The sequence below is a fragment of the Streptomyces sp. NPDC002926 genome (assembly GCF_053591755.1).
Genome location: NZ_JBSFUK010000005.1, coordinates 322,967 through 342,678, shown reverse-complemented (window position 1 = coordinate 342,678; position 19,712 = coordinate 322,967). Strand labels below are relative to the sequence as shown.

The following is a 19,712-nucleotide window of genomic DNA, read 5'->3' as shown; positions in this document are numbered from 1 at the left end:
CCTGAACTCACCGGCAAGCTCACCCTCGGCCGAACCCGGGCTATGCCTGCCGGGACGCGAGCTGTACGACGGTGATGTCTGAGGCGGCTCCGACCCGCACGGGCGGTCCCCAGGCACCCGCGCCGCGGGTCACGTACAGCTGGGTGTCGCCGTAGCGTTCGAGCCCGGCGACCGTTGGATTGGCCAGGGCCGCAAGATAGTTTCCCGGCCAGAGCTGACCACCGTGCGTGTGCCCGGACAGTTGCAGGTCCACGCCGTGTTCGACAGCGTCATGGATGACGACGGGCTGATGCGCGAGCAGTACGGAGGCGCGCGCCGGGTCCCGGTCGCCGAGGGCCTTGGCGAAGTCGGGCCCGTCGCCCTCGCTCTCGCCGGCGAGGTCGTTGACCCCGGCGAGGTCGAAGCCGGCGATCTCGACGCGCTCGTTGCGCAGCGGCCTGAGCCCGAGCTCACGGACATGGTCGACCCACTCCTCGGCGCCCGAGAAGTACTCGTGGTTGCCGGTGACGAAGAAGGACCCGTGCCGCGCCCGCAACTGCGCGAGCGGCTCGGCGGCCGGCCCGAGGTCGGCGACGGTGCCGTCGACGAGGTCGCCGACGACGGCGACGAGGTCGGGCGAGGTGGAGTTGATGGTGTCGACGATCCGCCGGGTGTGGGCGCGGCCGAGGATCGGGCCGAGGTGGATGTCGCTGACGACGGCGATCCGGAACCCATGGGCGGCGCGCGGAAGTCTGGCGAGCGGCACGGTGACCCGCTTCACCCGGGGCCCGCGCAGCACGCCGTAGGTGCCGTATCCAACTGTCCCCAGAGCGACGGCCGCGGCGCCCGTGCCGACAACCCGCGAGACGAACATCCGCCGCGAGAGGGCGCCATGCGCGGTGGGCGGGTCAGCGGCGACCGCCTCGGGCGCCGGGTACGCCAGGGTGCGATTGGCGCTCGCGTCCGCCATCGGCGTCGTCACGACGGCAGCATGCCCGGGCTCTCCCCGCGCGGGCGCTGCCGGAGTCGGCCCGGTGGCCCGGTGGCTCTGCCCCACAGTTTCGGGAAGGGGGCGGGCGGGGGACTCCGCCCCGGTCACCGCCGTCGTCGAAGGCCGCTCCCGTGCCCGCCACAGCAGCAGAACCCGTACGCCCTCCCCCACCACCAGAGCCAGCGTCAGATACAGCAGCACCGCCAGCCACATATACCCCGGCCACGCCAGCACCCGCTGCAGCCAGAACGGCGCCCCCGCCCGCCCCGACACCAGCGCTCCCACGGAAAGCAACGGCAGTACCCACGCGGCCACCGTGCCCGCCCGGCGTGCCGCCCCGCCCCGCGCCGTCGTGTCGCGTACCAGGCGCCGCCATACGTACCAGTGCACTCCGGCGAGCACGGCGACTACCACGACCACCACAAGCAGGACGACGACCACCACGGGTAGCTCCCCTAGTCCTTTTTCTTCTGCGCGTCTTCACGACGCAATGCGCGTACGCCACGCAACCCGATCACGCCGACGGCCGTCCCCAGGAGAAAGGACGTAATGGCGAGCAGCAGATGCACCCAGAAGTAGGCGGTCGGGTGACCCGCGTCGTCGAAGGCGAGCCCGCTACCGTCCTTCCACAGGTTCTTGACGAAAGTGATCCAGATGAACCAGCTCCACACCCCGAACGCGAGCAGGAACCAGGAGACGGGGCGGCTGAGCTTCATGGACTCAGTATCGCCGCCGTCCTCCGACCCGGTTCCTCGGGGTGGGCTGTCCCGGCGTCACTCCCGGCGGGTCATTAAGATGATGAGCGCATTTTTCTCAACGCCATGTACGTTTTCGACCGTGTCTGCTCTGAAAAAGACCGCGCTGACGGTCACTGCCGCCGCGTTGCTCCCCGTTCTCACTGTCGCGCCCGCTTCCGCGGACACCGAACACCGCCCGGCAGAGAAGAAACAGCCGATCCCCCCGGCCGCCATGTCCTCCGTCGGAGGCGCCCAACTCGGTAAGCCCGGCACCCAGGTCAGCCTCGGCCCCGGCGCGCCCGTCCTGCCCAAGGATGTGAGCGGCAGGTCCTGGATCGTCGCGGACGCGGAGAGCGGCGACGTGCTGGCCTCGCACAACGCCCACTGGCGGCTGCCACCGGCGTCCACTCTGAAGATGCTGTTCGCGGACACCGTGTTGCCCCGGCTGCCGCAGGACGAGATCCACGAGGTGACCAACGCCGAGCTCGCGGACGTCGGCGAGGGCAGCAGTCTGGTCGGCGTCAAGGAGAAGCAGACGTACTCCGTCCACGATCTGTGGCTCGGTGTCTTCCTCCGCTCCGGCAACGACGCCGTGCATGTGCTCGCCTCGATGAACGGCGGCGTAGCCAAGACGGTCATGGACATGCAGCAGCACGCCGACGAGTTGCAGGCACTCGACACCCATGTCGTATCGCCGGACGGCTACGACGCCAACGGCCAGGTCTCCTCCGCGTACGACCTCACGCTCATCGCTCGCAGCGGCATGCAGAAGAAGGACTTCCGCGAGTACTGCTCCACCGCACGCGCCAAATTCCCCGGCGTGGAGGCCGCGGGCAAGGAGCGCGAGACATTCGAGATCCAGAACACCAACCGCCTGCTCACCGGCGACTCCGGCATCTCTCCGTACAAGGGCATCGCGGGCGTCAAGAACGGCAACACCACGCACGCGGGCGCGACCTTCACCGGTGTCGCCGAGCGCGACGGCAAGGTGCTGCTCGTCACCGTCATGAACCCGGGCTCCGGGGAGAGCCATGCCGTGTACAAGGAGGCGGGCCGACTGCTCGACTGGGGCTTCGCCGCGGCCGGGAAGGTCAAGCCGGTCGGCGAACTGGTCCCGCCGAAGTCCGCGACCCCGTCCTCCGACGGCGGGAAGCCGGCCGGCAACGGCGCTCCGGCGAAGACGCATGCCGGGGCGAGCGGCGCCGGCGGGGTCGGCACCGCGATCGCCGTCACGGGCGGAGTGCTGCTGGCGCTGGCGGCCGGTGTGTTCCTGGTCAACCGCCGCTGGCCGCTGCGCCGCCGTTAGCCCCGCCGACGGTCTCCGTCCTACCACCGTGCTCATCCGGCCCGCTCCGCTCGCTCGGCGTCGCCGTCCAGGCGGCGCAGAACAGCATCAGCTTCGCGGTGAAGTTGATCCACAGCAGCAGGGCGACCGGAACGCCGAAAGCGCCGTACATGCTTTTCGACGCGACGCCCCTCATATAGCTGCCGAGCAGCAGTTTGAGCAGCTCGAAGCCGACCGCGCCGATCAGTGCCGCCACGACCAGGCGGCGGCGCGGCGGCTGCACCCCGGGCAACAGGGTCAGCATGTACAGCAGAATCAGGAAGTCCGCGACGACGGCGATCACGAGGGCCACGATCTGCAGCAGTACGCCACTGGCTCCGCCCTCGTCGATGCCGAGCCGCTCGGCGGTCCAGCCGACGGTGGTGGAGCCGAGCGCGGAGGCGGCGAGCGAGGCGAGCGCGGTCGCGCCGAGCCCGAGCAGCACACCCGCGTCCTTGAACTTGCGCAGGACGGGGTTGCCCTGGACCTCGTCGTCCAGCTCCCAGACGGCGCGCAGACAGTCCCTCATCGAGCCGATCCAGCCGATGCCGGTGAAGAGCAGCAGCGCGCCCGCGACAAGCCCGACCGTGCCCGCGTTGGCGACCAGGGAGTTGATGTCGAGCTGGTCGGAGATGCCGGGCACCTGCTCGCTGAGCTTGTTCTCCATCTTGTCCAGCTGCTCGTCGTCGAGCAGCGCGGCGCCGATCGCCGCGACGACCGTGATCAGCGGGAAGAGCGCGAGAAAGCTGATGAACGTGATGGCGCCGGCGAGTCGCGTCCAGTGCACCCGGTCGAGAGTCTCGTACGAGCGCCACGCGTGGGTGCGCATCAGCCTGGCCACGAGCGGGCCGATGACGGGGAGCTTGGTCAGCCAGTCCATGTCGTACGCGTACCCTCCACACCGAATACCAGCGTCCCCATTCGCCGGAATCGCAGGCAGGCGGCGAGGACTGCCCCTGCCGACCCGATCCGACCGGTCCGACCGGTCCGGCCCGATCCGATTCGCAGGCCGCTCACAGATCGGCGACCGCCATCCCGTACATCGCCGCCCACACCAGCCCGATGACGGCGAGCGCCCGGTCGCGCAGCACGACGTCCTCGGGCGCGCCGGCCGTACCCCTGTCCGCGAAGACCGCGTACCGCAGCACGGCCAGGATGAACGCGATCATCGACAGCTGCCGCCAGGGCAGCAGAGCCCGGTCGGCCACGCCACCGCTCTCCATGGCCCACAGACAGTAGGCGAGCACGGCGACACCGGCCGCGAGCTGCCAGACGAAGCGCAGATATCCGGTCGTGTACTCATTCAGCAGCGCACGCGTCACGCCCTTGGCGCCCTCCATCTGCACGGCCTCCGAGTACCGCTTGGCCGCCACCATGAAAAGCGCGCCGAAGCCTGTGGTGATCAGGAACCACCGGGACAGGGGGATGCCGAGCGCGATCCCGCCGATCATCGCGCGCATCAGGAACCCGGTGCTGACGACTGCCAGATCGACGACGAGAACATGCTTGAGCCAGATGCAGTACGCGAGTTGCATCGACAGATACGCGATGAGCAGCGCGCCGGTCATGGCATTGCACAAAGTGACGGCGCCGGCGATCGCAGCGCCGGCGAGCAGCGCGCCGACGGTATGGGCAAGGGCCACCGGGACGTCCCCGGCGGCGACCGGCCGTCGGCATTTGACGGGGTGCGCACGGTCGGCACCGGCGTCCCGGGCGTCGTTGATCAGGTAGACGCCCGCGGCGGCCGTCGTGAACAGAACGAAGACAACGGCCAGTTGGACGGCGGTGTGCCGCGAGTCCAGCGCTCCGGCAGAGGCGGGGGCGGCCATGACAAGTACGTTCTTGACCCACTGGCGCGGCCGGGCGGTCCTGATCAGGCCGACGGGCAGTCTCATGGCCCGAAGTGAGGTGGGCTGATCCGGCCGGTCCAGCAGCGCGGTGCCGCGCTCAGTCATCCCGCCCGCCTCCGGCGGCTCCTGCGGCGCCCGAGGCGAGTTCCGCGGCTCCCGCGAGGGGGCGCGTCATCCAGGCCGCACCCAGACCCGCGGTGAGCCCGCCGAGCACGGCACCCGCGGCGATGTCCGTCGGATAGTGGACGCCGGCGACCAGGCGGGACACGCACATCGCGGCAGCCAGCGGCGGCGCCAGCCGGCGGCCGACGGGGCGCACCGCACCGAAGGCGACGGCGGCCGCGGCCGACGATGTGGCGTGCGAGCTGGGAAAGGAGTGCCGTCCGGCGGTGCGCACGAGGGGCTCACGAGCCAGGAGTTCGGGCCGGGGGCGGCGTACCAGCCGCTTGATTCCCGTACTCGCCAGATGAGCTGCGCCCACCAGGGTCGTGGCGCGCAGCCATGCCCCGCGCCGCTCCCGGTCGGCAGCCGCTCCCGCGAGCCCGGCGACGAGCCAGAGCGCGCCGTGCTCTCCGGTGAAGGAGAGTGCGCGGGCGACCGCGGCCACACGCGGCTCGCCGCCGCAGTCGCGCATCGCCGCCAGCAGCCGCCGGTCGGCGGTCGCACAGTCGACGTATCCCATGTGCCTTCGCCACCCCTTCTCATGAGCCAGGGGCGACTCTTCTCGGCGATCGGCCCACTTTCACGCCCATCTTTAATGACACTCGTTTAATCACCCATTTCGGCGAGTCCGGTGACGTACAGAGCAATTGATCAATAGGCGGCTATACGGTCAAGGGCATGCTCAGTGCCGACTTCGTGTCCGTCACCGGTTGGGGCCGGACCGCCCCGACGACCTCCCGTATGCTGCGGCCCCGTACATCCACGGAGGCCGCGGCGGCGGTACGGACGTGGGGGGCGCGCGGCGGCATCGCCCGCGGGCTCGGGCGGGCGTACGGCGACGCGGCGCAGAACGCGGGCGGATCCGTACTCGACATGACCGCGCTGGACCGGATCCGTACCGTCGACGCGGAGGCAGGCCTCGTCGTGTGCGACGCGGGCGTGAGCCTGCACCGGCTGATGGAGGTGCTCCTGCCGCTCGGCTGGTTCGTGCCGGTGACCCCCGGGACCCGCTATGTCACGGTGGGCGGCGCGATCGGCGCCGACATCCATGGCAAGAACCACCATGTCTCAGGATCCTTCTCCCGCCATGTGCGGTCGCTGGAACTGCTCACCGCGGACGGCGAGATCCTCGATGTCGTCCCGGGTACCGACCTCTTCGACGCGACGGCGGGCGGCATGGGACTGACCGGGGTGATCCTCTCGGCGACCGTGCAGCTCCATCCGGTCGAGACCTCGCTGATGTCGGTCGACACCGAACGGACCACGGATCTCGACGATTTGATGGCCAGGCTCACCACCACCGATCACCGATACCGGTACTCGGTCGCCTGGGTCGACCTCCTCGCGCGCGGCCGTGCGCTGGGGCGCTCGGTTCTCACCCGCGGGGAGCACGCACCGCTGGACGCGCTTCCTCCGCGCGCGCGGCGCACGCCGCTCGCATTCCGCCCGGCACAGCTGCCGGCCGCCCCCGGCTTCGTACCGGAAGGACTGCTGGGACGAACCACCGTCGGGCTCTTCAACGCGTTCTGGTACCACCGGGCGCCGCTGCGGCGGACCGGTGAACTGCAGAAGATCTCGGCCTTCTTCCACCCCTTGGACGGCGTCCCGCACTGGAACCGGATCTACGGGCGCGGGGGCTTCGTGCAGTACCAGTTCGTCGTCGGCCACGGGCAGGAGGAGGCACTGCGCCGGATCGTGCGGCGCATCTCGCGGCGCGGCTGCCCCTCGTCGCTGGCGGTGCTGAAGCGGTTCGGCGAGGGCGACCCGGGGTGGCTGTCCTTCCCGATGCCCGGCTGGACGCTGGCTCTGGACATCCCGGCCCGGCTGCCGGGCCTCGGCGCGTTCCTGGACGAGCTGGACGAGGAGGTCGCGTCGGCGGGCGGCCGGGTCTATCTCGCGAAGGACTCCCGGCTGCGCCCGGAACTGCTCACCGAGATGTACCCGCGGCTGCCCGAATTCCGCGCACTGCGGGCCGAGGCGGACCCGAGGGGCGTCTTCGTCTCGGACCTGTCGAGGCGCCTGGCCCTGTGACGCCCGGCTGCGGCAGCCCCTGGGCCCGTCCGGCGTCCGAGCCCCCGCACCCGCCTACCGCCCCCCCGCCCCCTCCCTCCTTGAGGAGCCCCTGTCATGAAGGACGCCTTCGGCACCCCGCAGTCCCTGCTCGTCCTCGGCGGTACGTCGGACATCGGGCTGGCCACCGCCCGCCGGCTCATCGCCCGCCGCACCCGTACGGTCTGGCTGGCGGGCCGCCCCTCGCCCGCTCTGGAGACCGCCGCGGCCGAGCTGCGCACGCTCGGCGCGGACGTGCACACCATCGGCTTCGACGCCCTCGACCCGGCCGCGCACGAGCCTGCACTGGGCAAGGTCTTCGCGGAGGGCGACATCGACATGGTGCTGCTCGCCTTCGGCGTCCTCGGCGATCAGGCGAACGACGAGTCCGAGCCCCTGGCGGCGGTCCGGGTCGCGCAGACCAACTTCACAGGGGCGGTCTCGGCCTCACTGGTGTGCGCGGGCGCGCTGCAGAGCCAGGGACACGGCTCGATCGTGGTGCTGTCGTCGGTGGCGGGCGAGCGGGCCCGCCGCGCCAACTTCATCTACGGCTCGAGCAAGGCCGGCCTGGACGCCTTCACACAGGGTCTGGGTGACGCGCTGCACGGGACGGGTGTGCATGTGATGGTCGTACGCCCCGGATTCGTACGCACGAAGATGACGGCGGGGCTGGCCGAGGCGCCGCTGGCCACCACGCCGGACGCGGTCGCCGCGGCCATCGAGCAGGGGCTGCGGCGCAGGTCGGAGACGGTGTGGGTGCCAGGGGCGCTGCGTTTGGTGATGTCGGCGCTGCGGCATGTACCGAGGCCGGTCTTCCGCCGGCTGCCCGTCTGACGGCCTCGCGGGGCGTTGGCCACCGGTCGCGGGCTGCGACTCGCCGGTCGCGGGGTGCGAGTCGCGGGGTGCGAGTCGCGGCGGCCGGTCGCGGGGCACGGTGGGCCGGACGCGGGGCGGGGGCCGGACGGTCGGGTCAGATGGTCGCGGCGGGCTCGTCGATCGGGGCGCCCTGCGCCGGGACCGCCGCGATGCCTCCGCCGAAGGCGTACGAGCTGAGCTTGCGCCACACGCCGTCCGCACCCTGCTCGTACAGGGCGAAGGAGGCGCAGGTCCACGCCGCCTCGTAGTCCGACAGCTCCTCGTAGGCCCGGTCCATCGCCTCCTCGGCGATTCCGTGCGCCACGGTCACATGCGGGTGGTACGAGAACTGCAGCTCGCGCACGAGCGGCCCGGAGGCGTCCCGCACCCGCTTCTGCAGCCAGGTGCAGGCCGCCGCGCCCTCGGCGACCTGGACGAAGACGACGGGCGAGAGCGGACGGAACGTTCCGGTACCGGAGAGCCGCATCGGGAACGGCCGGCCGCAGCGCGCGACCTCGGCGAGATGCGCCTCGATCGCGGGCAGGGCGTCGGCCTCCGCCTCGGTGGGCGGGAGGAGCGTGATGTGCGTGGGAATACCGTACGCGGCGGGATCCCCGAAGCCCGCGCGCTGCTCCTGGAGCAGGCTGCCGTAAGGCTCCGGGACCGCGATCGAAACGCCGAGCGTTACGGTCCCCACGTCGTTCTCCTCACTCGTCGGTAGCTAGGTCTGCAGCCGCCAGTGTGGCGGCTGCACCGTAGGTGTGACCAGAGTCCTTGGACACAGTGCTGATTCAGTGATGAATCAGCACGGAATCAGTGTCCTCAATGTTTGGCGGGAAGGAAGCCCACCTTGTCGTATGCGGCGGCCAGGGTCTCGGCGGCGACCGCGCGGGCCTTCTCCGCGCCCTTGGCCAGGATGGAATCCAGCGTCTCGGGGTCGTCCAGATATTCCTGCGTACGGCTCCGGAACGGCGTGACGAAGTCCACCATGATCTCGGCGAGGTCGGTCTTGAGCGCGCCGTACATCTTGCCCTCGTACTCCGCCTCGAGCTCGGCGACGGTCTTGCCGGTGAGGGTGGAGTGGATGGTGAGGAGGTTGGAGACACCCGGCTTGTTCACGGGGTCGAACCGGATGACGGTGTCGGTGTCGGTGACCGCGCTCTTGACCTTCTTGGCGGTCACCTTGGGCTCGTCGAGCAGATTGATCAGGCCCTTGGGCGTGGAGGCCGACTTGCTCATCTTGATCGACGGGTCCTGGAGGTCGTAGATCTTCGCGACCTCCTTGACGATGTGCGGCGCCGGGACGGTGAAGGTGTCGCCGAAGCGGCTGTTGAAGCGCTCGGCGAGGTCACGGGTGAGCTCGATGTGCTGGCGCTGGTCCTCACCGACCGGGACGGCGTTGGCCTGGTAGAGCAGGATGTCCGCGACCTGCAGGATCGGATACGTGAAGAGGCCGACGGTGGCGCGGTCGGCGCCCTGCTTGGCGGACTTGTCCTTGAACTGCGTCATCCGGGAGGCCTCGCCGAAACCGGTGAGGCAATTCATGATCCAGCCGAGCTGGGCGTGCTCGGGAACATGACTCTGGATGAAGAGGGTGCAGCGCTCGGGGTCGAGACCGGCGGCCAGCAGCTGGGCGGCGGCGAGCCGGGTGTTGGCGCGCAGCTCGGCGGGGTCCTGCGGCATGGTGATCGCGTGCAGGTCCACAACCATGTAGAACGCGTCGTGGGTCTCCTGCAGCGCCACGTACTGGCGGATCGCACCGAGGTAGTTCCCAAGGTGGAACGAGCCTGCGGTGGGCTGGATACCGGAGAGCGCGCGGGGTCGGTCAGAGGCCATGCTCATCATTCTCTCAGGTGTGGAACCGATCTACGGCCGCCGGTGTATCAAAGGTGTGAGTACGCGCGAGGGGACGCCGGAGGGGGCTGCACCGTCGTGGAGGGGGGCGGCTTCGTCGTCGACGAGGCTGCGGTGATCGCACGGGTGCGCGCCGGAGAGCCGGAGGCGTACGCGGAGCTGGTGCGCGCCCATACGAATGTCGCGCTGAGGGCGGCTGTGGCCTTCGGAGCGGGTGCAGATGCGGAGGATGTGGTGCAGAGCGCCTTCCTCAAGGCGTACCAGTCGCTGGGACGGTTCCGGGACGGCGCGGCCTTCCGTCCGTGGCTGCTGCGGATCGTGGTCAATGAGACGAGGAACACAGTGCGCTCCGCAGTGCGGCTGCGGGCGCTCGCCGGGCGGGAGGCGCTGCTGCTCGGCTCCGAGCCGCTGATACCGGAATCGGCGGACCCGGCGGTGGCCGCCGTGGCGGAGGAGCGGAAGGCGCTGCTGCGGGCGGCGCTGGACGAGCTGAGTGAGGAGCAGCGGCAGGTCGTCACCTACCGCTATCTGCTGGAGATGGACGAGGCGGAGACGGCCGAGGCGCTGGGCTGGCCGCGCGGCACGGTGAAGTCGAGGCTGAACCGCGCGCTGCGGAAGCTGGGGCGGCTGCTTCCGGGGCTTCTGCCGGGGAAGGGAGGTGAGGAGCAATGAGTGACGAGGATCGTCCTGGCGACGAGCACGAGGCCCTGCGTGAGGAACTGCGAGGGCTGGGGCGCGGGATCAGGATCCCGGATGTCGACGGCGGGACGATGGCGGAGCGGGTGCTGGCGCAGCTCCTCGCCGAGGCGGTGCCCGTGCCCGCCGCGCCCGGGAGGGCCGAGCGGTTCAGGCGCTGGACGCGCAGGCGGGGCCGGGCACTGACGGTCGCCCTCTCCGGGCTCGTGGTGGTGCTGGTGCTCACGCCTCCGGTGCGGGCGGCCGTGGCGGACTGGTTCGGCTTCAGCGGGGTGGACGTGCGGTACGACCCGTCGCTGCCGCCACCGCCCGAGGGGCCGGTGCCGTGGTGCCACGACCCGGTCCCCTGGGCGGAAGCGGAGCGGCGCGCGGGCTTCCGGGCGCGGGTGCCGGGAACGCTCGGCGAGCCGGACGCGGTCTCGGTGACCGTGGGACCTGCGGGCAGGTCGGTGATGAGCCTGTGCTGGAGCGAACGGGGTCGCACGATACGGCTGGACGAGTTCCCGGCGAGGCTGGACCTCGGCTTCGCCAAGGAGGCTCGGCTCATGCCGGAGTGGGTGGCGCTGAGCGGCGGGACGGGCCTGTGGTTCGCCGAGCCGCATCTGCTGCGGTTCCGGATGACCGACGCACAGGGCGCCGGGTGGACCGAGGCCGAGCGCACGGCGGGGCCGACGCTGCTGTGGACGGCTGCGGACGAGCGGACGACGCTGCGGCTCGAGGGCGTGGCATCGCTGCCGCGCGCCAAGGAGATCGCGGAATCCACGCCCTGAAAAAACCCGTCGCGCACTGCCGAGCGATTGTCCCGGAACGGGAACCTGGAGCGGGCGAGCGGTGTACCAGAGGTGACGCGGACGCGGTGCGGATGGTCTGCACCGGCTCCGGCTGGGGGAAGTATGCGACTGCTACGACGACTTGCCGCACTGGCGGCGGTGCTCGCACTGACCTGGATCTTCGCCCCGAGCGCGGTGGCGGGAGGGCCGACGAGTGTCCTGATCACCTCTCCCGAGAGCGGTGAGACGGCCTCGCTCTACTACTCCGACAAGGAGTACACGACCCTGTTGGGCCTGCTGGGGGCAGAGCGGGTGGAGGGCCAGAAGGAGCGGCCGCCGTCGCTGGACATGGCGGTGGGGACGCGGCAGATCAATGTGACCTGGATGGTCCACGATGTGGCCCCGTGGCGCGTGGACCGGGTGTATCCGGGCGAGCGACCGGGCCTCGTCTGGATACATACCTCTACGGAGCCGACGCCGCAGAAGGGCTACTGGCATCAGGCGCGGAATCCGGCGGAGCTGACCCGGCACTTCAAGAAGCTGGGCCTGATGGGCAAGAAGTCCGGCGGGAGCGGTGTCGCGATGTTCCCACCCGCATGGGGGCAGGAGCAGGACCGGGGCGGGAGCTCCGAAGCCGCCGCTCCCCCGCAGGAGGAGCGGCCGCGGCCCACGGCGGCGGCTGCCGACGGCAGCACGGACTGGTGGTGGGCGATACCGGGGCTCGCTGCCGGGGCCGTGCTGGCACTGGTGCTCCGTCCGGTGGTCTCACGGCTGCCGCGCCCGCCGTTCGGGCGGGGCAGCGGCGCGCCGGAGACCGGACCCCGTCAGGAGCTGCTCGACAGCTAGGCACTCTCCGGTCGGGCTTGCCGGACAGGCTTGCTTTCAAGCCCGTCCGGCGATCGAACCCGTCCGGCGATGGAGGACGAACCGGCTGCCGACCGGACCCGGCCGGCCATGGCGGTCACCGATGGCTGACCGGTCACCCGTCAGCGTGCTGGGCGGACAGTCCGGGCGCCGGGAAGGCGGCCATCAGCTCGGCGACCTCGGACCGGATGGCGGCCAGCGCGTCCTCGTCCCCCGTGCCGGCCGCGGTGACACCGCGGTCGATCCAGTCGGCGACGGCGGCCATGTGCTGCGTACCGAGACCGCGCGAGGTGAGGGAGGGGGTGCCGATGCGTACGCCGGAGGGGTCGAAGGGCTTCCTCGGGTCGTACGGGACGGTGTTGTAGTTGACGACGATCCCGGCCCTGTCGAGGGCCTTCGCCGCCACCTTGCCGGGCACGTCCTTGGGGGTGAGGTCCATCAGGATCAGATGGTTGTCGGTTCCGCCGGACACCAGATCGAAGCCGCGGGCGAGCAGCTCCTCGGCGAGCGCCTTGGCATTGGCCACGACCGACTGAGCATAGGTACGGAAGGAGGGCTGGGCCGCCTCGTGCAGGGCGACCGCGATGGCCGCGGTGGTCTGGTTGTGCGGGCCGCCCTGGAGTCCGGGGAAGACCGCCTTGTCGATCGCCTTGGCGTGCTCCGCGCGGGACATCAGCATCGCGCCCCGGGGCCCGCGCAGGGTCTTGTGGGTGGTCGTGGAGATCACGTCGGCGTGCGGCACGGGGGAGGGATGGGCGCCACCCGCGATCAGGCCCGCGATATGCGCGACATCGGCGACCAGGACGGCGCCGGACTCGCGGGCGATCTCCGCGAAAGCCGCGAAGTCGATGGTGCGGGGCAGTGCGGTGCCACCGCAGAAGATGAGCTTCGGGCGCTCCTTCAGGGCGAGTTCGCGGACCTCGTCGAAGTCGATCAGGCCCGTGTCCTGGCGTACGCCGTACTGGACACCGCGGAACCACTTGCCGGTGGCGGAGACGCCCCACCCGTGCGTGAGGTGGCCGCCCATCGGCAGGGCCATGCCCATCACGGTGTCGCCGGGCTCCGCGAAGGCGAGATAGACGGCGAGGTTGGCAGGAGAGCCGGAGTAGGGCTGGACATTGGCGTGCTCGACACCGAAGAGGGCCTTGGCGCGGGCGATGGCGAGCAGCTCGACCTGGTCGATGTTCTGCTGGCCCTCGTAGTAGCGGCGGCCCGGGTAGCCCTCGCTGTACTTGTTCTGCAGGACCGTGCCGGAGGCTTCCAGCACGGCCCGGGAGACGTAGTTCTCGCTGGGGATCAGTCTGAGCGTCTCTGCCTGGAGCTGTTCCTCGGCGCCGACGAGGGCCGACAGTTCCGGGTCGGTGGCGGAGAGTGCGGGGTGCGGCAGGGGAAGCGTCATGGTGTCCTCCGGGGCGATCCGTTGCTCGGTCGTGGTCCCGGGGTGCGGCTCGCGGGTCCCCTCGGCCTGCGGCGAGGGGCGGGCAGCACCCGGATGGGATGTTTCCCGGAGTACCCAGGCGGGCGGCACCTCGTGTGGTCTTCCGCGCGCGGTTCCCTCGAGGTCACTTCCCCGTACGCCAGTCGCCGTGCGTAATGCCCAGCCTAGCGGCCAGGACCCGCAGCAAGGTTTCTTAGTCCACCATGCGAGCGACGATAGAAACAGGGGCATCACCCCGCCCCGACCGGACGGCTCGTCTCTACTGAACGGAGATCCCGTGTCCACATCGGAGAGTGCCATTGCCTCCGCGGAGGCTCACAGCGCGCACAACTACCACCCTCTGCCCGTCGTCGTCGCCACGGCGGAGGGCGCCTGGATGACCGATGTCGAGGGGCGCCGCTACCTCGACATGCTCGCCGGGTACTCGGCGCTCAACTTCGGTCACGGAAACCGTCGTCTCATCGACGCCGCCAAGGCGCAGCTGGAGCGCGTCACGCTCACCTCCCGCGCCTTCCATCACGACCGGTTCGCCGACTTCTGTACACAGCTCGCCGAGTTGTGCGACATGGAGATGGTGCTGCCGATGAACACCGGGGCGGAGGCAGTCGAGACTGCCGTGAAGACCGCCCGGAAATGGGGCTACCGGGTCAAGGGTGTCCCGGACAACATGGCGAAGATCGTCGTCGCGGCCAACAATTTCCACGGCCGTACGACGACGGTGATCAGCTTCTCGACGGATCCGGAGGCACGGGCGGACTTCGGTCCCTACACCCCGGGCTTCGAGATCGTTCCGTACGGGGACCTGACCGCGATGGACGCGGCGCTGACCGAGAACACCGTCGCCGTGCTGCTGGAGCCGATCCAGGGCGAGGCGGGAGTGCTGGTGCCGCCGGCCGGGTACCTCTCACGGGTGCGGGAGCTGACCCGCGAGCGGAACATCCTCTTCATCGCGGACGAGATCCAGTCGGGCCTCGGGCGGACCGGCCGGACCTTCGCCTGCGAGCACGAGAACGTCGTGCCGGACATGTATGTGCTGGGCAAGGCGCTGGGCGGCGGTGTCGTGCCGGTGTCGGCGGTCGTCTCCTCCGCCGAGGTGCTCGGCGTCCACCGTCCCGGGGAGCACGGCTCGACCTTCGGCGGCAATCCGCTGGCCTGCGCGGTGGCTCTGGAGGTGATCGCGATGCTGCGCACCGGCGAGTTCCAGCAGCGCGCCACCGAGCTGGGTGAACATCTCCACCACGAGCTGGGCCTGTTGACGGGCGGCGGCGCGGTGGAGGCGGTGCGCGGCCGCGGGCTGTGGGCGGGCGTCGACATCGTGCCGAGCCGCGGCACCGGCCGGGAGATCTCCGAGAAGCTGATGGACCGCGGGGTCCTGGTGAAGGACACCCACGGCTCGACGATCCGGATCGCCCCGCCGCTGGTGATCAGCAAGGAGGACCTGGACTGGGGCCTGGACCAGCTCAGAGCCGTACTGGAGGGCTGAGCGGCCGGTCCGGGCCGTACTGGACGTACGGCCCGGACTGGACGCACGGCCTGTACGGCCCGTACAGGCCGTTCGGGCCGTTCGGGCCGTTCGGGCCCGGGCTAGAGGATGACGTGGGGCAGGAAGCGGGCGTACTCGTCCGTGACCAGCCCCGCCGATTCCCGGATGCCGAGCCCCGCCGCCTCGTTCTCGACGACCCACGCGCCCAGCACCACGCGGTTGCCGTCGAAATCGGGCAGCGGGGCCAATTCCTGGTAGCAGCACGGCTCGTCGCGCAGTACGGGCCGGGCGCCGGGCTCATGGATGGTGACTCCGGCGCCCTCCCGGCCGAGCAGCGGCTTTGCCACGTAACCGCGCTCCACGGCGAGTTCACGTGGCCCGTCGAGGTAGGCGGGAAGCAGGTTCCGGTGGCCCGGACTGAGCTCCCAGAGGATCGCCAGCAGCGCCTTGTTGGAGAGCAGCATCTTCCAGGCGGGCTCGATCCAGCAGGTGGTGCCGGTGCCGCCGCCGTTGTCCAGGGTGTCGAGGACGTACGGCCCGAAGCGGTCGGTGGTCAGCCACTCCCACGGATAGAGCTTGAAGCAGCTGCGGATGAAGCGCAGCCGGTGGTCCACGAAGCGTCCTGACAGCCGGTCCCAGCCGATCTGTTCGACGGACAGTGCTTCGGTGGCGAGGCCGGCCTGCTCGGCGGTCTCGCGCAGATACGCGACCGTCATCAGGTCCTCGCCCAGCTCGTCGCCGTCGGAGTGGACGAAGTGCAGCGGCCCGGGCGGAAGCAGCGGCGCCTGACGCTTCCAGGCGTCGACGAGGCGTTCATGAAGGGAGTTCCACTGGTCGGCGCCCGGAAAGCGGTCCTCCATCCAAAACCACTGCGAACTGGCGGCCTCGACCAGAGAGGTGGGGGTGTCGGCGTTGTACTCCAGCATCTTGGCCGGGCCGGTGCCGTCGTAGCGCAGATCGAACCGGCCGTAGACAGCGGGGAGTTCGTCCCGTCGCCGCCAGGACTCGGCTATCAGCGAGGCGAGTCTCGGGTCGGTGATGCCGAGGTCGGCGAAGCGGTCGTGCTCGACGATGTGCGCGGCGGCGGCCAGGCACATGGCGTGCAGTTCCTCGACGACCTCTTCCAGCGCCTCGACCTCGGGCAGCGAGAATTCGTAGTACGCGCTCTCGTCCCAGTAAGGGCGCAGGGAGCCGTCCGGATAGCGGGTGAGCGGGTAGATGAGGCCCTGTTCCTCGACGATCTGCTGCCAGCCGGGGCGGGGCTCGATGGTGTGACGCTTCATGCTCCGTATGCCCCGTACTCAGCCGCCGCCGGAGCTGGAGCCGCCGAAGCCGCCGCTGTCGACGGCGGTCCTGTCGAAACTGCCGCCCCCGGCCCGGTCACCGCTCACCCTGCCGCCGTAGTAGTACCTGCCGGAGCTGCTGGTTCCGTCACTGTCGCCGTCGCCGTCGCACTTGTAGTCCGGCAGCACTTCGTAGGTCACCGGATCGACACACCGCTCGTCCGGCTCCGAGCCGCACGCCGTCAGCGTCGCCGCGAGCACCCCCATGCCGCCGAGCACTACCGTGCTCGACCTCAGTCTGCGTCGTGCCATCAGCCGGTCGCCCCCGTTCGAATCAAGCCAGTGGATCGCCGGACAGACTAGAGGGCCGCCCCGCGCGGCTGTCAGCCCGGTCCACCAGCCCTCCTCATCCGAGGTTCATCTACAGTCGCTCTGTGCTCTTTGGGATGATCTGTGCACTCGGTTCCGCGGTCTGCTTCGGCACGGCCTCCGTCCTCCAGGCCGTCGCCACCCGTGCCGCTGAACCCGGCACCGGCTCCGGTGTCGATCCGGCGCTGCTGCTGCGGGCGCTGCGCCAGTGGCGCTATGTCGCCGGACTCGCCCTGGACGGACTCGGCTTCGTCCTCCAGATCGTCGCGCTGCGCTCCATCCCCATCTACGCCGTCGGCGCGGCGCTCGCCGCCAGCCTCGCGGTCACGGCCGTGGTGGCGGCCCGCCTGCTCAATACCCGTCTGAGCCGGACGGAATGGGCCGCGGTGGCCGCGGTCTGCGCGGGTCTTGCCATGCTGGGCCTCGCCTCGGGCGAGGAGGGCGACCGCGCCGGATCGGACGCGCTGCGCTGGGCGATGCTCGGCGTCGCCTTCGCCGTACTCCTCGCCGGCACGGTCGCCGGCCGCCTCCCCGACAGGGCGCGCGCCCTGGTGCTCGGCCTCGGCGCGGGCTGCGGCTTCGGGGTGGTCGAGGTCTCGGTCCGCCTGATCGACACGGTCTCCCTGCCCGAAGTTCTCACCAACCCTGCCGTGTACGCACTGCTGCTCGGCGGCGGCGCGGCGTTCCTGCTGCTCACCTCCGCCCTGCAGCGCGGCTCGGTGACGACGGCCACGGCGGGCATGGTGATCGGCGAGACGATCGGCCCGGCACTCGTGGGCGTGGTGTGGCTCGGCGACCGGACCCGCGAGGGCCTGGAGTGGCTGGCCGTCGCGGGCTTCGTGGTGGCGGTGGCGGGTGCGCTGGCTCTGGCACGGTTCGGCGAGCCGCCATCGACGGCGCCGGCGGAAACCAGCCCCTCGGGCGGTTGAGGAACGGGGCTCGGGGCGGAGCCCCGGCAAGAGCCTCGCCGGCGCGGATCAGCCTCTCCGCGCGATCGAGGCGCGGCCCCCGGGCCCGAGCCCTTGGGCGCTCCTCATGGCAGCGCCCGGCACAGCGCGTCGAGCGCTCCTGCCCAGCCGCTGTCCGCCGGCGTCGCATAGCCCACCACCAGCGCGTCCCTCCCCGGCGGCGCGTCCTTGTGGCGGAATCGCGAGATGCCCTCCACCGCCAGACCCTGCCAGGCCGCCGCCTGAATCACGGAGCCCTCCGTGCCCGGCGGGAGTTCGAGCACCGCGTGCAGTCCGGCGGCGATACCGCTGACCCGGATGTCCGGCGCGCGCTCCGCCAGTGCCCGCACCAGCTGGTCACGCCTTCTGCGGTAGCGCAGCCGCATTCCGCGTACATGACGGTCGTACGCACCCGATCCGATGAACTCCGCGAGCGTCAGCTGGTCCAGCGCGCTCGACGCCCAATCGACGGACCCCTTCGCCTCGGTCACCTCGCCGACCAGTTCCTCGGGCAGCACCATCCAGGCGAGCCGCAGCCCCGGCGCCAGCGATTTGCTCGCCGTGCCCATGTAGACCACCCGCTCCGGGTCCAGCCCCTGGAGCGCGCCCACCGGCTGCCGGTCGTAGCGGAACTCCCCGTCGTAGTCGTCCTCCAGGATCAGCCCGCCCGACCCGCGCGCCCAGTCGACGGCGGCCGCGCGCCGGTCGGGGTGGAGTGGAACCCCTGTCGGGAACTGGTGCGCGGGCGTCATCAGTACGGCGCCCACCCCGCGCAGCGCGGCCAACCCGCCCGTCTGCGAGCCCAGTTCGTCGACGGGCAGTGCCGGAGTCCGCAGACCTGCCTCGGTCAGCAGGTTCCAGTGCACATCGAGCCCGTACGACTCCACGGCCACCTCACGTACCCGACGCTGTCTCAGCACTTTCCCCATCAGCATCAGTCCGTGTACGAAGCCGGAGCAGATGACGATGCGCCCGGGATCCGCGTACACACCGCGCGCCCGTGCCAAATAGTCGGCGAGTACGGTCCGCAGCTCGATACGCCCGAGTGAGTCGCCGTATCCGAAGGCCTCGTGGGGCGCGGTGGTCAGTGCCCGGCGAGCCGCCTTCAGCCACTCCGCGCGCGGAAAGGAGGCCAGGTCGGGTGTGCCGGCATGCAGGCTGTAGGTGGGGCGTCGGCGGGCCGGCCGGGCTCTGACCACGCCGGCCGGCGGTTTCTTCGGCACGGCTCGTCTGGCCACCCGTGTCCCCGAGCCCTGTTGCGCCGTGAGCCACCCTTCGGCGACCAGCTCCCCGTACGCGTCCGCGACCGTATTGCGGGCGATGCCCAGGTCGACGGCGAGCGAGCGCGAGGACGGCAGCCTGGTCCCAGGCGCCAGCCGGCCGGTGCGCGCGGCCTCCCGCAACGCGTCCATCAGGCCCGACCGCAGCCCGGAGCCGCGCAGTTCGACATGCAGATCGGCACCGAAAGTGGCCCAGGAATCTGTCATGGAAGTGGACCATACTCCTGTGCCACCAGCCGCGTAGCGTCGTCGCCATGACGACGAACGGAAACGACTCCTACGCCCACGAGCACACCCCCCGTCTCCAGATCGGACAGCTCGCCCCCGAGGTCTACAAGGCCATGGTCACGCTGGACACGGCCGCCCGGCAGGGCGTCGACCCGGTCCTCCTCGAGCTGGTGAGGATCCGCGCCTCGCAGATCAACCACTGCGCCTTCTGCCTCGATATGCACACCAAGGACGCGCTGGCGGCGGGCGAGTCGGTGGATCGGATCATCCAGCTCAGCGCCTGGGAGGAGTCGCGCCACTTCTACACGGAGAAGGAGATCGCGGCGATCGAACTGACGGAGGCCGTGACCGTCCTGACCGACGGCTTTGTGACGGACGAGGTGTACGAGAACGCCGCGAAGCACTTCGACGAGAAGGAGCTTTCCCACCTGATCGCCTCGATCACGGTCATCAACGCCTGGAACCGTTTCGGCGTGTCGACCCGCATGGTCCCCGGCCACTACACGGCCGGCCAGTTCAAGCACTGACCGCCGCACACTGCCCCAGCAGATCC

The 19,712-nt window shown here is 70.6% G+C and carries 20 protein-coding genes and 1 riboswitch; of the genes, 9 read left to right on the top strand and 11 right to left on the bottom strand.

Annotated elements, in window-relative coordinates; all coding sequences use genetic code 11:
• Positions 1–40: 40 nt before the first annotated feature.
• Complete coding sequence (locus tag ACWDZ6_RS13115; protein WP_451502891.1) at positions 41–1,414, bottom strand: metallophosphoesterase; 1,374 nt, start codon at positions 1,412–1,414, stop codon at positions 41–43.
• A gap of 11 nt (positions 1,415–1,425) precedes the next feature.
• Entirely contained in the window at positions 1,426–1,686 is a 261-nt protein-coding gene (locus ACWDZ6_RS13110; protein WP_366730084.1) for an SCO4848 family membrane protein, read from the bottom strand.
• A gap of 121 nt (positions 1,687–1,807) precedes the next feature.
• On the opposite strand from ACWDZ6_RS13110, the gene ACWDZ6_RS13105 reads away from it, so the two are divergent.
• Positions 1,808–3,013: a D-alanyl-D-alanine carboxypeptidase family protein gene (locus tag ACWDZ6_RS13105; protein WP_451502890.1), complete on the top strand. Its 1,206-nt coding sequence runs from the start codon at positions 1,808–1,810 to the stop codon at positions 3,011–3,013.
• Here the strand turns inward: ACWDZ6_RS13105 and ACWDZ6_RS13100 are convergent.
• The 3 genes from ACWDZ6_RS13100 to ACWDZ6_RS13090 form a co-directional block, all read right to left on the bottom strand.
• On the bottom strand, positions 2,982–3,911 hold the full coding sequence (locus ACWDZ6_RS13100) for a YihY/virulence factor BrkB family protein (RefSeq protein ID WP_451502889.1): 930 nt from the start codon (positions 3,909–3,911) through the stop codon (positions 2,982–2,984). The two genes, ACWDZ6_RS13105 and ACWDZ6_RS13100, sit on opposite strands and share 32 nt — an antisense overlap.
• Before the next feature lie 133 nt (positions 3,912–4,044).
• The gene (locus ACWDZ6_RS13095; protein ID WP_451502888.1) at positions 4,045–4,986 is read right to left on the bottom strand and encodes a decaprenyl-phosphate phosphoribosyltransferase; all 942 of its coding nucleotides are present in this window, start codon (positions 4,984–4,986) and stop codon (positions 4,045–4,047) included.
• Positions 4,979–5,563 (bottom strand): phosphatase PAP2 family protein, encoded by a 585-nt coding sequence (locus ACWDZ6_RS13090; RefSeq protein WP_451502887.1) that lies wholly within the window; start codon positions 5,561–5,563, stop codon positions 4,979–4,981. Before ACWDZ6_RS13090 ends, ACWDZ6_RS13095 begins: the two co-directional genes overlap by 8 nt.
• Positions 5,564–5,721: 158 nt before the next feature.
• Here ACWDZ6_RS13090 and ACWDZ6_RS13085 point away from each other — a divergent pair, with 158 nt between their 5' ends.
• Together ACWDZ6_RS13085 and ACWDZ6_RS13080 are read left to right on the top strand one after the other, a co-directional pair.
• Positions 5,722–7,074 (top strand): FAD-binding protein, encoded by a 1,353-nt coding sequence (locus ACWDZ6_RS13085; protein WP_451502886.1) that lies wholly within the window; start codon positions 5,722–5,724, stop codon positions 7,072–7,074.
• Positions 7,075–7,170: 96 nt separating this feature from the next.
• A complete protein-coding gene (locus ACWDZ6_RS13080; protein WP_451502885.1) occupies positions 7,171–7,926 on the top strand; it encodes a decaprenylphospho-beta-D-erythro-pentofuranosid-2-ulose 2-reductase in 756 nt (251 codons plus the stop codon).
• Between the two features lie 136 nt (positions 7,927–8,062).
• Here the strand turns inward: ACWDZ6_RS13080 and ACWDZ6_RS13075 are convergent, their stop codons facing one another.
• Together ACWDZ6_RS13075 and trpS are read right to left on the bottom strand one after the other, a co-directional pair.
• Positions 8,063–8,644, bottom strand: coding sequence for a 2'-5' RNA ligase family protein (locus ACWDZ6_RS13075; RefSeq protein WP_366730078.1), 582 nt, complete (start codon positions 8,642–8,644; stop codon positions 8,063–8,065).
• Positions 8,645–8,769: 125 nt separating this feature from the next.
• Positions 8,770–9,792 carry a tryptophan--tRNA ligase gene (gene trpS / locus ACWDZ6_RS13070; protein WP_389174388.1) on the bottom strand — a complete coding sequence of 341 codons (1,023 nt, stop codon included), beginning with the start codon at positions 9,790–9,792 and terminating at the stop codon, positions 8,770–8,772.
• Between the two features lie 87 nt (positions 9,793–9,879).
• Here trpS and ACWDZ6_RS13065 point away from each other — a divergent pair, with 87 nt between their 5' ends.
• From ACWDZ6_RS13065 to ACWDZ6_RS13055, 3 genes are all read left to right on the top strand, one after another.
• Positions 9,880–10,473 carry an RNA polymerase sigma factor gene (locus ACWDZ6_RS13065; RefSeq protein WP_451502884.1) on the top strand — a complete coding sequence of 198 codons (594 nt, stop codon included), beginning with the start codon at positions 9,880–9,882 and terminating at the stop codon, positions 10,471–10,473.
• Positions 10,470–11,267 (top strand): hypothetical protein, encoded by a 798-nt coding sequence (locus ACWDZ6_RS13060; protein WP_451502883.1) that lies wholly within the window; start codon positions 10,470–10,472, stop codon positions 11,265–11,267. The genes ACWDZ6_RS13065 and ACWDZ6_RS13060 overlap by 4 nt, the downstream gene beginning before the upstream one ends.
• A 123-nt stretch (positions 11,268–11,390) precedes the next feature.
• Positions 11,391–12,113 (top strand): hypothetical protein, encoded by a 723-nt coding sequence (locus tag ACWDZ6_RS13055; RefSeq protein ID WP_451502882.1) that lies wholly within the window; start codon positions 11,391–11,393, stop codon positions 12,111–12,113.
• Between the two features lie 133 nt (positions 12,114–12,246).
• On the opposite strand, the gene ACWDZ6_RS13050 is transcribed toward ACWDZ6_RS13055, so the two are convergent.
• On the bottom strand, positions 12,247–13,530 hold the full coding sequence (locus ACWDZ6_RS13050; RefSeq protein ID WP_451502881.1) for a serine hydroxymethyltransferase: 1,284 nt from the start codon (positions 13,528–13,530) through the stop codon (positions 12,247–12,249).
• 105 nt (positions 13,531–13,635) lie between these two features.
• Positions 13,636–13,726, bottom strand: a riboswitch (ZMP/ZTP riboswitch).
• Positions 13,727–13,846: 120 nt separating this feature from the next.
• Here ACWDZ6_RS13050 and rocD point away from each other — a divergent pair.
• Entirely contained in the window at positions 13,847–15,052 is a 1,206-nt protein-coding gene (gene rocD / locus ACWDZ6_RS13045; protein WP_451502880.1) for an ornithine--oxo-acid transaminase, read from the top strand.
• Positions 15,053–15,153: 101 nt separating this feature from the next.
• On the opposite strand, the gene ACWDZ6_RS13040 is transcribed toward rocD, so the two are convergent.
• Entirely contained in the window at positions 15,154–16,335 is a 1,182-nt protein-coding gene (locus ACWDZ6_RS13040) for a glutathionylspermidine synthase family protein (RefSeq protein ID WP_389174371.1), read from the bottom strand.
• Positions 16,336–16,353: 18 nt separating this feature from the next.
• Positions 16,354–16,647 carry a hypothetical protein gene (locus ACWDZ6_RS13035; RefSeq protein ID WP_389174368.1) on the bottom strand — a complete coding sequence of 98 codons (294 nt, stop codon included), beginning with the start codon at positions 16,645–16,647 and terminating at the stop codon, positions 16,354–16,356.
• A 134-nt stretch (positions 16,648–16,781) separates the two neighbouring features.
• On the opposite strand from ACWDZ6_RS13035, the gene ACWDZ6_RS13030 reads away from it, so the two are divergent.
• Positions 16,782–17,633 carry a hypothetical protein gene (locus ACWDZ6_RS13030; RefSeq protein ID WP_451502967.1) on the top strand — a complete coding sequence of 284 codons (852 nt, stop codon included), beginning with the start codon at positions 16,782–16,784 and terminating at the stop codon, positions 17,631–17,633.
• 104 nt (positions 17,634–17,737) lie between these two features.
• Here ACWDZ6_RS13030 and pdxR read toward each other — a convergent pair whose 3' ends face one another.
• Positions 17,738–19,138, bottom strand: coding sequence for a MocR-like pyridoxine biosynthesis transcription factor PdxR (pdxR, locus tag ACWDZ6_RS13025; RefSeq protein WP_451502879.1), 1,401 nt, complete (start codon positions 19,136–19,138; stop codon positions 17,738–17,740).
• Positions 19,139–19,185: 47 nt separating this feature from the next.
• On the opposite strand from pdxR, the gene ACWDZ6_RS13020 reads away from it, so the two are divergent.
• Positions 19,186–19,686, top strand: coding sequence for a carboxymuconolactone decarboxylase family protein (locus ACWDZ6_RS13020; protein ID WP_451502878.1), 501 nt, complete (start codon positions 19,186–19,188; stop codon positions 19,684–19,686).
• Positions 19,687–19,712: the final 26 nt, after the last annotated feature.

Bases quoted from the DNA above. Each gene is read 5' to 3' on its own strand.
- ACWDZ6_RS13050 (WP_451502881.1), bottom strand. From the start codon at position 13,530: ATGACGCTTCCCCTGCCGCACCCCGCACTCTCCGCCACCGACCCGGAA.
- ACWDZ6_RS13100 (WP_451502889.1), bottom strand. From the start codon at position 3,911: ATGGACTGGCTGACCAAGCTCCCCGTCATCGGCCCGCTCGTGGCCAGG.
- ACWDZ6_RS13110 (WP_366730084.1), bottom strand. From the start codon at position 1,686: ATGAAGCTCAGCCGCCCCGTCTCCTGGTTCCTGCTCGCGTTCGGGGTG.
- ACWDZ6_RS13040 (WP_389174371.1), bottom strand. From the start codon at position 16,335: ATGAAGCGTCACACCATCGAGCCCCGCCCCGGCTGGCAGCAGATCGTC.
- ACWDZ6_RS13085 (WP_451502886.1), top strand. From the start codon at position 5,722: ATGCTCAGTGCCGACTTCGTGTCCGTCACCGGTTGGGGCCGGACCGCC.
- trpS (WP_389174388.1), bottom strand. From the start codon at position 9,792: ATGATGAGCATGGCCTCTGACCGACCCCGCGCGCTCTCCGGTATCCAG.
- ACWDZ6_RS13090 (WP_451502887.1), bottom strand. From the start codon at position 5,563: ATGGGATACGTCGACTGTGCGACCGCCGACCGGCGGCTGCTGGCGGCG.
- ACWDZ6_RS13030 (WP_451502967.1), top strand. From the start codon at position 16,782: ATGATCTGTGCACTCGGTTCCGCGGTCTGCTTCGGCACGGCCTCCGTC.
- ACWDZ6_RS13060 (WP_451502883.1), top strand. From the start codon at position 10,470: ATGAGTGACGAGGATCGTCCTGGCGACGAGCACGAGGCCCTGCGTGAG.
- pdxR (WP_451502879.1), bottom strand. From the start codon at position 19,138: ATGACAGATTCCTGGGCCACTTTCGGTGCCGATCTGCATGTCGAACTG.
- ACWDZ6_RS13055 (WP_451502882.1), top strand. From the start codon at position 11,391: ATGCGACTGCTACGACGACTTGCCGCACTGGCGGCGGTGCTCGCACTG.
- ACWDZ6_RS13035 (WP_389174368.1), bottom strand. From the start codon at position 16,647: ATGGCACGACGCAGACTGAGGTCGAGCACGGTAGTGCTCGGCGGCATG.
- ACWDZ6_RS13020 (WP_451502878.1), top strand. From the start codon at position 19,186: ATGACGACGAACGGAAACGACTCCTACGCCCACGAGCACACCCCCCGT.
- ACWDZ6_RS13095 (WP_451502888.1), bottom strand. From the start codon at position 4,986: ATGACTGAGCGCGGCACCGCGCTGCTGGACCGGCCGGATCAGCCCACC.
- ACWDZ6_RS13080 (WP_451502885.1), top strand. From the start codon at position 7,171: ATGAAGGACGCCTTCGGCACCCCGCAGTCCCTGCTCGTCCTCGGCGGT.